Source organism: Amycolatopsis sp. TNS106, from assembly GCF_019330265.1.
Taxonomy (GTDB): domain Bacteria; phylum Actinomycetota; class Actinomycetes; order Mycobacteriales; family Pseudonocardiaceae; genus Amycolatopsis; species Amycolatopsis lurida.
Map to the genome: position 1 here is coordinate 2,506,499 of NZ_CP024972.1, position 14,230 is coordinate 2,520,728.

At 66.4% G+C, this 14,230-nt stretch carries 14 protein-coding genes; 7 read left to right on the plus strand and 7 right to left on the minus strand.

Annotated features, from left to right (window positions below; translation table 11 throughout):
* Positions 1-3: 3 nt before the first annotated feature.
* From CVV72_RS11310 to CVV72_RS11335, 6 genes are all read right to left on the minus strand, one after another.
* Positions 4-639: a bifunctional 2-polyprenyl-6-hydroxyphenol methylase/3-demethylubiquinol 3-O-methyltransferase UbiG gene (locus tag CVV72_RS11310; protein ID WP_219152385.1), complete on the minus strand. Its 636-nt coding sequence runs from the start codon at positions 637-639 to the stop codon at positions 4-6.
* Positions 620-1,636, minus strand: coding sequence for an ABC transporter permease (locus CVV72_RS11315; protein WP_219152386.1), 1,017 nt, complete (start codon positions 1,634-1,636; stop codon positions 620-622). The genes CVV72_RS11310 and CVV72_RS11315 overlap by 20 nt, the downstream gene beginning before the upstream one ends.
* Complete coding sequence (locus tag CVV72_RS11320; RefSeq protein WP_219152387.1) at positions 1,629-2,696, minus strand: ABC transporter permease; 1,068 nt, start codon at positions 2,694-2,696, stop codon at positions 1,629-1,631. Before CVV72_RS11320 ends, CVV72_RS11315 begins: the two co-directional genes overlap by 8 nt.
* Positions 2,693-4,132: an ATP-binding cassette domain-containing protein gene (locus CVV72_RS11325; RefSeq protein WP_219152388.1), complete on the minus strand. Its 1,440-nt coding sequence runs from the start codon at positions 4,130-4,132 to the stop codon at positions 2,693-2,695. The genes CVV72_RS11320 and CVV72_RS11325 overlap by 4 nt, the downstream gene beginning before the upstream one ends.
* Before the next feature lie 23 nt (positions 4,133-4,155).
* Positions 4,156-5,166, minus strand: coding sequence for a BMP family ABC transporter substrate-binding protein (locus tag CVV72_RS11330; RefSeq protein ID WP_219152389.1), 1,011 nt, complete (start codon positions 5,164-5,166; stop codon positions 4,156-4,158).
* 138 nt (positions 5,167-5,304) lie between these two features.
* On the minus strand, positions 5,305-5,859 hold the full coding sequence (locus tag CVV72_RS11335; RefSeq protein ID WP_219152390.1) for a hypothetical protein: 555 nt from the start codon (positions 5,857-5,859) through the stop codon (positions 5,305-5,307).
* 229 nt (positions 5,860-6,088) lie between these two features.
* On the opposite strand from CVV72_RS11335, the gene CVV72_RS11340 reads away from it, so the two are divergent.
* The 3 genes from CVV72_RS11340 to CVV72_RS11350 are packed head-to-tail and all read left to right on the plus strand — an operon-like array spanning position 6,089 to position 8,340.
* Complete coding sequence (locus CVV72_RS11340) at positions 6,089-6,565, plus strand: helix-turn-helix domain-containing protein (protein WP_219152391.1); 477 nt, start codon at positions 6,089-6,091, stop codon at positions 6,563-6,565.
* Between the two features lie 23 nt (positions 6,566-6,588).
* The gene (locus tag CVV72_RS11345) at positions 6,589-7,140 is read left to right on the plus strand and encodes a hypothetical protein (RefSeq protein ID WP_219152392.1); all 552 of its coding nucleotides are present in this window, start codon (positions 6,589-6,591) and stop codon (positions 7,138-7,140) included.
* Positions 7,141-7,149: 9 nt separating this feature from the next.
* Complete coding sequence (locus CVV72_RS11350) at positions 7,150-8,340, plus strand: MAB_1171c family putative transporter (RefSeq protein ID WP_219152393.1); 1,191 nt, start codon at positions 7,150-7,152, stop codon at positions 8,338-8,340.
* 58 nt (positions 8,341-8,398) lie between these two features.
* Here CVV72_RS11350 and CVV72_RS11355 read toward each other — a convergent pair whose 3' ends face one another.
* Entirely contained in the window at positions 8,399-9,124 is a 726-nt protein-coding gene (locus CVV72_RS11355; protein WP_219152394.1) for a hypothetical protein, read from the minus strand.
* Positions 9,125-10,303: 1,179 nt separating this feature from the next.
* Here CVV72_RS11355 and CVV72_RS11360 point away from each other — a divergent pair.
* The 4 genes from CVV72_RS11360 (at position 10,304) to CVV72_RS11375 (ending at position 14,159) form a co-directional block, all read left to right on the plus strand.
* Positions 10,304-10,603, plus strand: coding sequence for a hypothetical protein (locus CVV72_RS11360; protein WP_219152395.1), 300 nt, complete (start codon positions 10,304-10,306; stop codon positions 10,601-10,603).
* Positions 10,604-10,698: 95 nt separating this feature from the next.
* On the plus strand, positions 10,699-11,469 hold the full coding sequence (locus tag CVV72_RS11365; RefSeq protein ID WP_219152396.1) for a hypothetical protein: 771 nt from the start codon (positions 10,699-10,701) through the stop codon (positions 11,467-11,469).
* A gap of 32 nt (positions 11,470-11,501) precedes the next feature.
* On the plus strand, positions 11,502-11,873 hold the full coding sequence (locus tag CVV72_RS11370) for a hypothetical protein (protein WP_219152397.1): 372 nt from the start codon (positions 11,502-11,504) through the stop codon (positions 11,871-11,873).
* 360 nt (positions 11,874-12,233) lie between these two features.
* The gene (locus CVV72_RS11375; RefSeq protein WP_219152398.1) at positions 12,234-14,159 is read left to right on the plus strand and encodes a protease pro-enzyme activation domain-containing protein; all 1,926 of its coding nucleotides are present in this window, start codon (positions 12,234-12,236) and stop codon (positions 14,157-14,159) included.
* Positions 14,160-14,230: the final 71 nt, after the last annotated feature.

Below are 14,230 nucleotides of genomic sequence, written 5' to 3' on the forward strand. Positions count from 1 at the left end.
ACCTCACGACGGGTCCGGCTTCAGCGCGGTGAAGTAAATTTGTGGCTCGGCGCCAGCTTGGTCGCTTGCCGGTTCGAACTCCACGAAGGTCTCGCGCACGACTCGCAGCCCTGTGCTCTCGATCCGTTGCCGCAACACCGGCGTCGGATAGCTGTAGGTCTGTACCCAGTGCCCCATCCACTCGCCGACCTTGCCGGGGTTGTCCCGGGGAACCGTCGCCAGGACGAGGTAGCCGCCGGGGGTGAGCCACTGTGCGAACCGGGAGATCATCGCGTCCTGGTCCACTCGTGGCAGCTGCAGCATCGAGAAGAACACGAGGACCGCGTCCCATGCCTCGTCGAAGTCCAGATCGCGCATGTCCTTCAGTTCGAATTTCGCCGTGGGTACCCGGGACCGCGAGAGCTTGATCATTTCCTCCGACACGTCGTAGCCGGTGACGTCATGTCCGGCGTCTGCGCAGGTCAGTGCCAGAGCGCCGGTCCCGGATCCGATGTCGAGAATCTTCGCCCGCCGCGGCAGCAACGGCAGCAGGTGCTCCAAGGTGGCGCACAAGGCGGGCTGGCCCCCGAATGCGTCCTCATACGCGGCGCCTAGGGCGTTGTAGAGCTGCGCCGCAGTTTTAGGAGTTCGGTCTGCCATGAGGGGAACCTTTCGGATGGGGACGAGAATCCTGCGTGTCCGATGGGAGGACATCGGCACCGGGTGTGACGGGCGAGGAGGTCGGGATGGGGCCGTCGCTGATCCTCCTGGTGTCTCGGCGGGTCTGCCGGGCGGCATGGACACACAGCACGATCAGCGCGGCGAGGTACGGCAGTGCGTGGTAAGCCTCGGTGGGGAGACCGAGATCGCGGGTCTGTGCCAATAGCCCCAGTCCGTCCATGACCGCGAACAGCGCGGCACCGGCCGCCACACCACTGGCTGTCTGGCGTCCGATGATGACGACCGCGAGTACCAAAAACCCTCGCCCACCGGTCATGAGCGGGGTGAAGGTTCCGATGGTGGTAAGGGTCAGAGTCGCCCCGGCGACCCCGGCTAGCCCACCGGCTATCAGCGCCGCCACCAGCCGGTAGCGGCCGACCGCGATGCCACGCTGCACTGCCGTCTCGCGATCGGCGGCCGCCCGCATCCGCAGTCCGGCGCGGGTGAACCGAAGCGCCCATGCCGCCACGAGCGCCACGGCGACCGCCAGCCACAGCCCCACGCTCAGCGTCCGCAACGGCGGCCCCACCACCGGCAGTTCGGCCAGGCCCGGCACCGTGACCGTCGGCAGCAGCGGCCCGGAGATGTTCGTTTGGCCCGCCGGGGCGATGACCTCGAACGCGTAGGTCGAGGCTCCGGCTCCGACGATCGAGATCGCGATGCCGGTCAAGACGACATCCAGCCCGAGAGCCACACTGACCGCGTACACGAGCCCCCCTGCGACACCGACGGCGAGCCCGGTCAGCAACCCGACCCACGGCCCAGCGGCGACCGAGCCGAGCACGCCCGCCAGAGCCCCGACCAGCATGATCCCGTCGAGGCCGAGGTTGAACCCGGCCCCGCTGCGTTCGAGGACCATCTCGCCGATCCCGGCCAGGATCAAGGGTGCGGCCGCGATGAACGCCGCGCCAAGTAGCAGCGTGAGGAACTCAGTCATCGGCGGACCTCCGGCGTGCCCGATACCGCTGTGTCACCGCGAGCGCCAGTGCCACCGCGAGCAGCAAGACACCTTGCGTCACCTGCCCGATCGAGGACGGCGTCGTCGGAGAGTACAGCTGAATCCCGCTGGCCCCGGTGGTCAGCGACGCCATGATCAGCCCGGCGGCGACGATCGGGATCGGGCGGCTGGCGCCGATTACCGCCACGACCAGGCCGGTGAACCCGATGCCGCCGGCGACCCCGGGGGTGAGGTTGCCGTCGACTCCGGCGATCTGTATCCAGCCCGCGAGTCCGGCGGCCGCGCCGGACACCGCGCCGGCGCCCAAGATCGCCTGCGCGGGCGTCAGCTCCAGCCGCCCGGCGAGCCAGCGGTTCTCGGCGAAAACGTCGAGAACCCGTGCCGTTCGGGTGCGATGCCACCAGACACCGGCACCAACCAGCAGAGCTACCAGGATGATGCCGGCCGTGAGCCTGCCCGCTGTGGGCAGCAGCGGAATCTGCGACGGCTCGGGCAAGGCGGCACTGCGCGGTGTCGAGTGGCCTTCGGGATCACGCATCACCGTGCGCAGCAGGTAGGTCAGCAGGTACACGGCGAGGTAGTTGGCCATTAACGCGGTGAGGATCTCGCTGACCCGCCAGCGCAGCAACGGGATCGCGGGGATCATTGCCCATGCCGCGCCGCCGAGCGCGCCCGCCAGCGCGCCGACCGGTAACGCCAGCACCATCGGCAGGCTTCCCAGGGGTGACAGCGCGATCGCGGTCGACGCGATAGCCCCGGCGATCACCTGTCCTTCGGCGCCGACAACGATGACACCGGCCCGCAGCGCGGGTGTCGCGCCGAGCGCGATCAGGATCAGCGGTGCTGCGTAGGCGACGGTCTGACTGATCGCGTACGGGGTGCCGACCGCGCCGTAGGCCCAGCCGGACATCGTTACGGCGAGGTCGCCACCGGTGGCTGCGAGAATTCCTGCCACCACCGTGAACCCGCCGATCACGCACGCCGCGCCGATGGCGTAGAGCCGGCCCCGGCCGCTCGCCGGCACACGCAACCGCGTCATTGCCGGCCGTCCTCGTCCGGCCGGGCATCGACCAGGCGGTGAACGGCGTGGTCGTACTCGGCCGCGGTGTACACACCGATGATGCGGCCATCGCGCAGAACCAGGACCCGGTCGGCGAGCGCACGGGCCTCCTCATGGTCGGCGGAGATGAGCAGCACCGCGGTGCCCGCGTCTGCCGTGTCGAGAATGAGGTCCCGGATTCGCTGTGTGGCACGCAGATCCAGGCCTTGGGTGGGGGCGTGCACGACCGCGACAGCGGGCGCCGTGTCGAGTTCTCGGCCCATCACCAGTTTCTGGGCGTTGCCGCCTGACAGGGCGCCAGCGGGCAGGTCCGGGTTCGGCGGGCGGACGTCGAAGCGGACGAGCAGGTGGCGTGCGAAGGTGTCGACGACGTCTTCGCGCAGGACGCCGAAGCGGGTGAAGCGCTTATCTCGCAGTCGCGGCAGGACCGCCGACCATTTCAGCGGCAGACTCGGTAGCAGCGCTTCGGCGCGTTGCTCGGGAATGTAGGCGACTGTCCCGGTGACTCGGCGAGTCCCGCGCTCGGGCGGCACGATGCCGGCAGCGGCCTCGGCGAGTGCCCGCTGGCCGCTGCCTGCGGTGCCGATGACGGCCACGATCTCGCGGGGCCGCACCCGCACGGTGATGTTCCGCACCGGCGCCAGGTCGTTGGCCGCTGCCCATAGTCCCTCGAGGACCAGGGCGGGCTCGGTGCTCTGGTCGATCGGTGCCCGCGATGGCGGCGTGCTGGCCTGAAGTTCGCCGACCATGGCCCGCGCGAGGGTTTCGTCGTCGACGTCAGCGACCTTTCCGGTCCAGGACACGGTGCCATGGGACAGCACGGTGGCGGCGTCGGCGACCGCACGGACCTCGGCCAGCCGATGGGTGATCAGGACGACCGTGATCCCGTCCTCGGCGAATGCCCGCAGGATGACGTGCAGCCCATGGATTTCGTCGGCGTCGAGGACGGAGGTCGGTTCGTCCAGCAGCAGGATCCGGGCTCCTTGCGCGACCGTGAGCGCGAGCTCGCCGAGCTGTTGCTGCGCCCGGCCCAGCCGCCGCACCGGTGTGGTGAGGTCTATTGCCACTCCGACGGAGGCAGCCGCGCTTTCCAGTTTCTCGCGGAGAGCTCGGCGCCGGACCAGCTGGCGTGGCTGAGTCGACGCGAGGTTCTCCAGCAGAGTCAGCTCGCCGATCAGGCTGCCAGTTTGCGGGATCAGTCCGATTCCTCGCCCGAGGGCCGAGTCTCGTGTCCGTAGCCGGACCGGGTTCCCGGCCATTTCCACGGTGCCGGTGTCAGGCTGGTCGAGACCGGCCAGGATCTTGATCGCGGTGGACTTGCCCGCTCCGTTCTCTCCGAGCACGGCGTGCACCCCAGGCCCGAAGTCCAGGTCCACCCCCAGCAGAGCCTGGACGGTACCGAACCTGCGGGACACGCCGCGCAGGGAAAGAACCGGATTCACGACCCGATCTTGATCTTGCCGTCGGCGATCTGCTGGGCGAGATCCTGCGCCCGGGCCTGGAGGTCGGCCGGAAGCGCCGGCGTCGCCTGGACCTTCGTGATGTTGTCCAAGACCAGTGAGCGGTTCGCGATCGAGCTCGTCGAGGTCTGATTTCCGAAGCTGCCGTCCTTGACCCGGTCGATGATCTTGCGCATCAACGCGGACATGTCCAGCCTCACCCTGCCGATGTTGACACGCGGTGTCTCCGGGCTGGCGGTGGGCGCAATGCCAATCGTGGCCACGTTTCCGGCCTTCACGGCGGCCGAGACAATGCCCGGCGTGAAGCCTTCGGCGTTAGTGGCGATCATGCGCACGCCGCTCCCGATCTGCGTGGTCGCAGCTTGATTCGCCAACAGGGTGTCCTTCCAGCTGCCGATGAACGTCGGCTCGCGAATCTCGGCGTCCGGCCGGACGGCTTTCACACCCAGTGCGAAACCTTGCCACTTCTTCTTCTGCGCGGGCAGCGGCTCACCGTCGATGATGCCGATCGGCGACAGTTGTGCTTGTGCCGTGATCCACCCCAGCAGATAGCCGTAGGAGAGGTTGTCGTAAGTCCAGTTCTCCACGTTCGCGGACGGCTTCTGCTTGTCACTCGAGTCGCCGGTGATCAAGAACTTGGTCTTGGCGTACCGCGGGTCCGTGCTGAGCCTGTACAGCGAAGCCGAGAAGGTAGCCGACCAGCCGATCACCAAGTCGTACCCCTCCTCGGCGAACTGCTGGAAATAGGCCTCTGCCTGGCGCAGGTCGGCTCCCTGCCGAACTTGCGTGGTGATCTTGCCTTCCTTCGTCAGGACGTCTAGCGGCTCGGCCCCCGACTGGTTGAAGCCGCCATCGTTTGCCTGACCTCCCAGAATAAGCGCGACACGCGTAGTGCCGGTGCCTGCCGCCGAGCCCGAAGGGCCACATCCGGTGGCCGATGCCACCACGAGAAGTACCCCCACGACAGCTGTCGCTGCTTTCAAGCGCATGTCTTTTCTGCTCCCCACTGAGTGCTCACCAAACTGTGCCATCTCTGGCCGTGTTTCACGGAAACCCGAAACAACCGCCGCAGGCGTACACCGCAGCGGCCTTCGGACAACGTTCGGGACGATGACGCTTAAGAGGCGTCAGAAAACGGGCTGCTCGCTGGCCCGCACTGGAACATCGAACAGCGCCCGCAGCCCGGAGGGGAATTCCTCGTCGACCCGCTGGTGAGGAACTTGGGCACGCAACTTGGCCTGCGCCATCGTCGCGAAGTATTCGGCCTCGTGCTCCTGTGTGTCCTCGTAGGTTGTGCGTGCGCGAAGTCTCGCGACCAGATCCGGATGGAGGTCGGGGATCAGCTGCCGGACTGCGCGTTCAAACTCATGGTTGCGCGGCGGTTCCGGGGCGTCAGCATTCGACAGGTGCAGCAGCACGTGGGCCAGTTCGTGGTGGGTGATGTGCGTGCGGTGCAGCGTCGAGGTGTTGCGCGGGCAGAGAATCGTGTAGGTGGTGGCTGTTTCCAGCACCATGCCGAATGGCATCGGGCCAGACAGCTTGGCGGGCTGGACGATGACCCTCCGGCCGGTCTTCGCGCTGGTCGCATCCAGCAGATCCTGGGTGGTGAACCGGTCGGGCAGGTTCAGCGATCCCAGCGCCGCATGGCATTTCGCCTCGATGCGTCGCGTCTCGGCATTCACTACAGCAACCTCCCCATTGCCATAGACGGCTCCCCCCGCGTGCGTGGTGGCTACGTGAGAGAAACGCCGTTGATGAGCGAGTCCTGCTCTCGGTTGACGCTTGCGGCCCTGTCCGCGATGTGACGCCCCGTGAAGAGTTCCCGCGTTTTCCGTTATGTTGGGCGACGATAGCCCGGACAGGTCGTATTGTGCAACGAACTGCCGATTGTGCAGTACACTGCACATCCCGATGGGGGGAGTGATCGCGATGTCCGAATCAGCACCAGATGCGCTGCTCGAGACGGTGAAATCCGACGTCGGCCGCCGGTTGAAGTACGCCCGGACACATCACCCGAATGGCCGCCTCCGGACCCAGGCCGCGCTCTCCGAAGCGACAGGTGTGTCGAGGCGCGCGCTCGGCGAAATCGAGGCGGGGACCGCCAACCCGAGCCTGGACACCCTGGTCAAGCTCACCGCCGGACTCGGTGTCGAACGCGTGGCCTATCTTCTCGATGAAGGGGTGTTCGACCAGGTCAACAGCGAGTTCGACGCCGTCAGGCAGAATCTCGAGGCCAAGGAAGAACTGGGCGTGTCCTCAGTCGTGTTTCGAGCGGATTCGGAGCCCCCGTCCCCACAGGACATGGGCGGCATTTTGCGGCAGCTGCAGAAATTGGTGACAGCGGCACAAAATGCCAACGACCACGACGGCGGCTCCCCTCGGTCGTGACAGATTTCTATCGCTGGAGAGTCATGGAGCACGACACCGGGGCAGGCACCGCAGGAGACGGTCTGCGCGAGGACGCGCGCGAGCGGCTGGCGCATCTCCGACTGCCGAGGTTCACGAAGATCCGTCTGCCCGAATTGTGCGAGCGGGTGGGCGAGGCGCGAGGACGCGAAACCCGGCTCGTGCCAATGGAATTGCCCGACCAGGTCACCGGGATGTGGCTGTCGACCACGGCCGGCGTCGACTACATCGCGTTCGAGAAGCGGGCGGCGCCCGACTACCAAGCGGCCATCGTCCGGCACGAACTCGGACATGCCATCTGCGAGCATCAAGCAGGCCCGGTGGTCGACCTCACCGCGATCAAGACGCTGTGGCCCTCGCTCAGCCCGAGCATGGTCCAAGGCGTGCTCGGCCGAGACCATTCGGATTCACCCGCGGAGTGGCAGGCCGAGTACCTGGGAACCGTGCTCGCGAGCCGGACCCGCTGGACAGCGGACTTGACGCGCCGGATCAGCGGCGACCAGGAAATCCTCGACCTCGCCGCGCGACTGTCCGCGCTGTTCGCGCCTCGGAGCTGACCAGACCCAGTGACCACCATCGTGTACCCGCTGTGCGCGGGAATCGCCTTCCTCGCCCTGCTCTACCGCATCCGCAAGGCCGTCGCGGTCCCCAACCTCGCCAACATCGGCCTCTGCGGGATCTTCTGCTTCATCGTTCTCGGGTGGGGGCTGGTCACGCCGTGGTTGTGGCACCCCATCGCGGAGACCTTCGGGATCAGCTCGCTCGGCGGCCTCCTGGCGCAGATCTCGGTGATCGCGATCATCGCCTGCAACACCGTCGTCCTCCTGCACTACGGCTACGATCGCAAGGAAGCCTGGCGCCGGGTGACGCCACGGCTCGCCCTGGTCACCGCCGTCGTGATCACCATGGTGGTGCTGTTCAACGCCACATACACCGACGATCGCGCCGCATTCGCCGTCTCCCGCGCCATCTCCTCCCCCGCCTATCTCGCCGTGTACATCTCGGCGTTCGCCGTCGGGCAGTACGACGTCCGCCGCCTCGCCCGGCGCGCGATCCGCGCCGCGCCGACCATGTGGGTCCGGCGCGCCTTCCGTGTCATCATCGCCGCGACGCTGCTGCAGCTGATCTACATTGTCGGCCGCGTCGCGGACATCCTCGCCCCGCTGCTGTTCGGCATCTCCGGAGCGGCGTGGGAACCGATCACGGTCGCCGCACTCGGCGTGGGGTCGATCCTGTACACCGTCGGATGGTTCCTGCCCGACCTGGGCCCTCACCTCTCGGCGGCATGGGTACAGCTGCGGCGGCGGTCATTCGAACGCGAGCTGGCGGGATTGCACGCCACGCTCGTGACAGCCGTTCCCCAGGTCGATCGCCAGCTCACCGACCGGGACACCGGCGACGGCACAGCCTTCCGGATCACCCGGTACCTGGTGGAGAACCGGGACGCGCAACGGTCCCTCACGGCCTGGATGAACCCCGTTGCGACCGCGGCCGCCACGCGCATCGTCGACGCTGAGCGGCTGAGCCCGGAAAAGCGGGCAGCGGCGATCGAGGCAGCACAACTGCGGGCCGCGATCGCCGCCAAGACCAACGGGTTCCCCGCCGGGCCACTGGATCCCGACAGCCGGATCGCGGAACCGGACGGCAGAGCCGAGGAAATCCTGTTCCAGCTCAGGGTTGCACGCGCTTACCGCACTCCGCTGGTCGGCACGGCCACCAAGGCCATGATGGCCGATGTGAAGTCACACCGACTATGAGCGGCTCGGCCACCGAAACCGCGGGAACTGCCGTTACACCCGGCTCGTCTCATTGATTCTAGGACTCGGTGGCGTGCCCCCGTAGTGCTTCAACGGAGGCCCGGATTTCTGCCGCCAACTGCAGCAGGTGTTCAGAGTCCATCGCTTGCCCGGGTTTGAGCTGCCGGAATGCGGCTTGAAAATCTCCACCGACTTCCCGCAGTTCGCTCAGTGCCGCGATGAAGGCGCTCTGAGCATCTAGCTTTTGCTGGTCTGCACGTGACTTCTCGTCATCGAAGAAGTATGCCGGCGACACGTCGAAGAAGTCCGCGAGGGCTTCGATCTTGTCCCTCGCGAGCCCCTGGGAATCACGATCGTTGAGCAACTGGGCGATGTACTTGTACGTGCAGCTGCGACCTGTGTACTCACGGACATGCGCTGCGATCTGCTCGAGAGGCAGCGGCTTGCCGTTGAGTCGCTCCTGTCCGAACTGATACCGCAGATGCTGCAGACGCTGCCCGAACGTCCCGTGCGGATCCCCGCGGTCCTCCAGGTCGGCGAGAGACTTGCCGAACTGCGTCAGGATCGCCTGCAGCCTTTCGTCGTCCGGATGCCTGTCCAACTGCCCCGTGAACAGCTTCTCGATGTATCCCGCACCGCACCGCCGACCGGTCACACGGGTGACATTGTCGGCGATCTCCTCGAAACCGAGCACTCGGTTGCCCAGTCCTCGTTGAGTGAAGCGAATGTATCGCAACTTCTGCGCGAGACTGCCGCGCGGGTCTCCTCGGTCCTCGTCCGACACCGTGTTTCAGCTCCAGCTCTTTAGACGCGACACCTTGCGGCGCCGGTGTTCTCCCCAGTAGCGGACGCTAGCGGCTCCACCCGCGGCGTCTGCAGGTGCAGATGGTAACTGAGGCGACCATGACGGAGAAAGTTGTGTCGAGCTTGAGTGAAACAAGATGCGACAGAAGCAACCTTCTGAACTGCACATATACCTGACAAAGTTCCGAGTTTGCCAAATTTTGGTCAACGCACACACCGCATATCGAGGTACGCAACGGGCGCCTCAGTTGACTTTCGTGGATGACTCCATATGCTCGTCAACGTCGAGGCCGTCCAGATCACCGATCCCGCGCTGGCAGCGGGGCAACGTTGCTGACCCGGATGGCATCGATGCAGGTCCACCGCCTGCGGGGATAGGGGATCAACAGGAGGGGCTGGGGCCGGTGAACACGCGGACGGGGATCGCGCACGGCGCTAACACGATCGTGGCGTCGCGGCGTGACGTGTTGACCGGCCTCAGCGAGCACGCCGCTAGCAGGCACCTGACGGTGATCGTGACAGGCCTGCGCCCGGCTTCCCAGGATGCGGCAGTCGACGCACTGGATTCGATGCCCGGACCACATGAAACGGATACGCCTTCGTGCCGTACACAAGCTCCACTACGGCACCTGCCGGGCGGGCGCTGCCACCCTCGACTGCGGTAGCGCCCGCCCACCTTCTAGACCGAGAACCCGCGGGGTGCGCAGTGAGGGCCACGGCCCCGCACCCTTATCTGCACCTGCTCGATCAAGGCCTGACTCACATCGTCGAGCCCGACACAGGCTGACCACGACCAGCATTGCTCCAGGGGAAGACATGCACTCGATTGAGCTTTACAGGCTCGCACCCGCCAGGCCGGATCGAACAGCAACCCCGATCACCCGCCCCAAGCGCGGAGCCGGCGCAGCCTCTCACGGCGAGGTGATCAACGCGTCGAGCCGGATGCCGCAGGACTCCGCTCTGACCAGACCGACAGTATGCACCTGGAAGCCGGGACACCTTACCTCAGCCTGAAATCGGCGGACTCGTCTCCAGCATTGCGTTAAGCCGCTCGTACCTCACCGACCTTGCCCAGCGGGTCGCTCATCACCACAACGATCGTCGCAAATCCTCACACGACCGCGACATCACACAGCACGAATCTTCAAGGAGGCACTTCATGACCGACTCCGGCATGCCCATCCCCCGGCTCCTGGTCCTCGTCCGAGACGAGGAATCGGGCTGGACGCACGTCGCTCAACAACCCCGCGATCCGCACGCTACCCCGCTTTTCACGGGATTTTTGCGCACCACTACCAATGGCGAACTGATCACCGCGATGCACAAAGCCCGCTACCACGCGTTCGCGACGTACCCGATCGACCACGATACGACCGCTTACTGGTTCGAGTCCATCTCACCACCCACATCGCCAGAACTCCCGCAGCCCGTCACGCAGTCGATGGCGGCCACGGCGTGACCAGACCAACATCCAAGTCCCTGGCCGGACCGTGGTGGGAAAGCGCTCCAGACGATCGCGGCCTCGTATTACACCTCGGAGAGCGCACCACAGCCGTGCCCGACGAAGTCGCAGAGGTGCTTCTCGAGCAACGTCAGTCCAGCGGTGACATCGCGGTCGATGTCCTACGAACGGAGGCCCATCTCCGCGACCTCGAACGCAGGACTGCCGGCAAAGTCGCCAGCGAGATGGCCGAGTACGCACGGCTGCGCCGTTTGCTGGCGGACACCGGGTCATCGTGGTTCGCGCGCATTCGCCGCGCTGAACTGCGGGCCAAGTCCGAGAGCGCACGTACCCGCTACCTAGACGCGAACCGAATCCACGCAGAAGTCGTGGCGTTGAAAGTGAACCTTCGATCATTCGTGATCGCCATGCAGCCCCAGGAGGGACTGCTCGCCGAGGCCGCCGCCGGCTGGACCCGCTCACCGGCAGTACCAGCTGGGGTGTCCGTCTTCGATGATGTCTCGTCGTTCCTGATCGATACCCGGCGCGACGCGGACCCGGACGGGCTCGCGGGCACCATCGGAGGTGAGGACTTCGGGGACCTGTGGCGACGCGATGGCGACGATCCGACCGCGCAACCTCTCGCTCGCGCCGGATGCTGGCTGGTGGGACACCTCGCGCGCACCGGAGAGATCTACGCAGTCCGGCGCTGCGGCACCCAGCTCAGAGAAGTATGGCTTATGGGCCGCAAGTTCAGCACAGCACGCGCACATGACCTATTGGCCCCGCTGATGTCCCGGATGCCGGAACCAAACTCGTTGATCCTGGTAGCGGAGGCCGTCGTCCAGGCGGCGCGCGACCATCGGCGCGACCGGCCATCATGAAACCCTCGAAAGGCAGATGTGGCCATGCCGTCATGCTTGCCGTGGCCGCGATATCGGTGTCCGCCTGCAGCCACAGCCCTCCGGCACCGCTCTCACCACCGGTCACCGACCGGGTACATCCGGCACTGCCTGGCAAGCCCGGCCCCCAGATCGTCGTCGAGGGCACCGCGACGTGGCGTACCGACCATGTCGGATGCGCGACGATGATGACCGATCACGGCCAAATGCTTCGTCTTGTCGGCCAAGTCGCGACGGACCATGAACGAGCGGTGTTCGAAGGCGGCCCGACGCAAGAACACGTCCGCATCGTCGGTTACACCTTCGACCCGATGACCAACGCGACCGTATGTGGCTCAGGACTCCCGTTCGTCGCGGAAAAAGTGACGCCAACGGCACCTCAGTAATAGTACAAAAAGCTAATCAGTAAACATGCAGCCCGTTTGCGGCCCCTTGGGCCCACGGGCAATATAAGCTGCACAAAAATAAACCCAAAAAGACGGTTGTAAAATCGACAAGACAACCAGTTGACAGACCGTTTACCTGTTGTGCAAAGTTGATCCCGAGCCAGAAAGCGCAGCTCACAGGCCAGCGGAAATTGCTGGAGCCACATCGGAACCGCAAGCGGTCCGCAATGATCATGCCGAGATGACTCCTTCTTGATCACCAATGCGCCTTACTGACGTTTGGCGATCCGGTCAATGGTCCGCCGATACGCGAGCGACTCCGATCTATCACATACGCCAACCAAAACGGGGGCATCACCCATGTCAGTACGACCATCTCGCGCAGCCGGCGCAATTGCCGGATGCGCGGCACTCGCCGCGATCTCGGCCGCCACGCCCGCGATCGCCGTGACCGGGCAGGACGGAGAGCGGGTCGCCGTCGCGAGCAGCACACCGGCCTGGGCCACACCGGCTGCCAAGATCGGCGGCACCGATGGCGGCGCCCAGCGTCGCATCCAGGTCGCGCTGGCCCTGCGAGATCGGGCTGGCGCCGAGCAGCTGGCGAAGGCGATCAGCACGCCCGGCTCACCGCACTACCGCAAGGTCTTGACGGCCGGCCAGTTCACCCACCGGTTCGCCGCGACCAACGACACCGTCGACAAGGTCCGCGGCTGGCTGCAGAAGCAGGGCGTCCGCATCACCGAGGTGTCGGCGAACCGGCACCTCATCGAGGCGGTCGCCGACAACTCCACTTTGGAAAAAGCCTTCGGCGCCAAGCTTTCCACCTACCAGCACCGCGGAAAGCACGGCAAGGTCGAGAACCTGGTCGCCCCGGAGTCCGCGATCACCCTTCCCGCCTCCCTTCGTGATGCGGTGACCGCAGTGGTCGGACTGGACGACTCCGAGAAGACCATCACTCCACAGCGGGTGGATCGCCGCGCGTCTGCGGCACAGGCACAGGCCGCGGCCGGGACGGGCTGCGCGACGTACTGGGGCCAGACCGTCAACACCGGCGTGCCCCGCAAGTATTCCGATCAGTCCAACGAAATCTGCGGCTACAACACGGCGCAGACGCGTGGGCTGTACGGGCTGACCGCCACGCAGACCGGGGCGGGAACCAACATCGGCATCGTCGCCGCCTACAACGGCGACCGCACCTTCGCCGACGCCAACCGCGCGGCCGCGAAATTCGGCTCGCCGCCACTGGCTCCCGGCCAGTACACCGTGAAGCTGCCCGACGGCGGATTCAACCCGGACCCCGCCTGCGAGCCCGACGGGTGGGCTAGTGAACAGGCCCTCGACGTGCAGGCCGCGCACACCATCGCCCCGGCGGCGAAGATCACCTACTACGCCGGGCGGGACTGCCGCGGTCTCTACACCGCGCTCAACAAGGCCGTCGCGGACAACGCAGTCGGGATCATCACCAACTCGTGGGGCTACAACGGCGACGAGACGACCGCGTCGCCCGCGGCCCGGCAGTTGATGGATTCCATCGGCGTCCAGGCCGCCATCCAGGGTCAGTCGATCTTGTTCTCCTCCGGCGACGCGGGCGACCTGTCCGGTGTGACCGGCGGAAAGCAGTCGGCGACCTTCCCGAGTTCGCACCCGTGGGTCACCGCCGTCGGCGGCACCTCGGCCGCGATCGACGGCGCGGGCAAGAAACTCTGGGACACCGGCTGGACCTCCACCGGGCTGGTCCAGTCCGGTGACCGCTACGTCCCGACCCAGGACAGGGACGGGCCGTTCGCGGGCGGTGCCGGCGGTGGCGTGTCACAGGTATTCGAGCGTCCGGAGTACCAGGCGGGCAAGGTGTCCAGCACCCGCCGAGCGGTTCCCGACATCGCCGCTTTGGCCGATGCGTACACAGGTTTCGCTGTGGGCCACACCGTTCCCAGCCACGGCTACGTCGAATATGCCTCCGGAGGCACCAGCCTCGCCTCGCCACTGCTGGCGGGCATGATCGCCGCCTCCGCGCAAGCCGCGGGCACCGATCGGCTCGGGTTCGTCAACCCCGCGATCTACGACCTCGCGGGAACACCGGCGATCTCCGACGTCAAGCACCGCGACGGCGGGGTCTGGACCGATCGGCTGGGCTCCTACGGCGGAGTCTCGGTTCCCCCGGGGCAGGGCAGCTACCTCGTGGACTTCGACCAGAAGCCCCAGTCCCTGCAAAGCGGTCCCGGCTGGGACCCGCTGACCGGCGTCGGCACACCGGCCGCCGGCTTCGCGGCCGCGCTCAGCAAGTAGCCCGGATCGTGCCGTGGCGGCACCCCATACAGAAACGCGCCGCCACGGCACCCGGCCGCATCCCAGCAACC

What these genes read in the sequence shown, in the direction of transcription:
- CVV72_RS11315 (WP_219152386.1), bottom strand. Translation starts at nt 1,636, where the DNA reads ATGACTGAGTTCCTCACGCTGCTACTTGGCGCGGCGTTCATCGCGGCC.
- CVV72_RS11310 (WP_219152385.1), bottom strand. Translation starts at nt 639, where the DNA reads ATGGCAGACCGAACTCCTAAAACTGCGGCGCAGCTCTACAACGCCCTA.
- CVV72_RS11370 (WP_219152397.1), top strand. Translation starts at nt 11,502, where the DNA reads ATGCTTGCCGTGGCCGCGATATCGGTGTCCGCCTGCAGCCACAGCCCT.
- CVV72_RS11330 (WP_219152389.1), bottom strand. Translation starts at nt 5,166, where the DNA reads ATGCGCTTGAAAGCAGCGACAGCTGTCGTGGGGGTACTTCTCGTGGTG.
- CVV72_RS11375 (WP_219152398.1), top strand. Translation starts at nt 12,234, where the DNA reads ATGTCAGTACGACCATCTCGCGCAGCCGGCGCAATTGCCGGATGCGCG.
- CVV72_RS11340 (WP_219152391.1), top strand. Translation starts at nt 6,089, where the DNA reads ATGGGGGGAGTGATCGCGATGTCCGAATCAGCACCAGATGCGCTGCTC.
- CVV72_RS11345 (WP_219152392.1), top strand. Translation starts at nt 6,589, where the DNA reads ATGGAGCACGACACCGGGGCAGGCACCGCAGGAGACGGTCTGCGCGAG.
- CVV72_RS11360 (WP_219152395.1), top strand. Translation starts at nt 10,304, where the DNA reads ATGACCGACTCCGGCATGCCCATCCCCCGGCTCCTGGTCCTCGTCCGA.
- CVV72_RS11320 (WP_219152387.1), bottom strand. Translation starts at nt 2,696, where the DNA reads ATGACGCGGTTGCGTGTGCCGGCGAGCGGCCGGGGCCGGCTCTACGCC.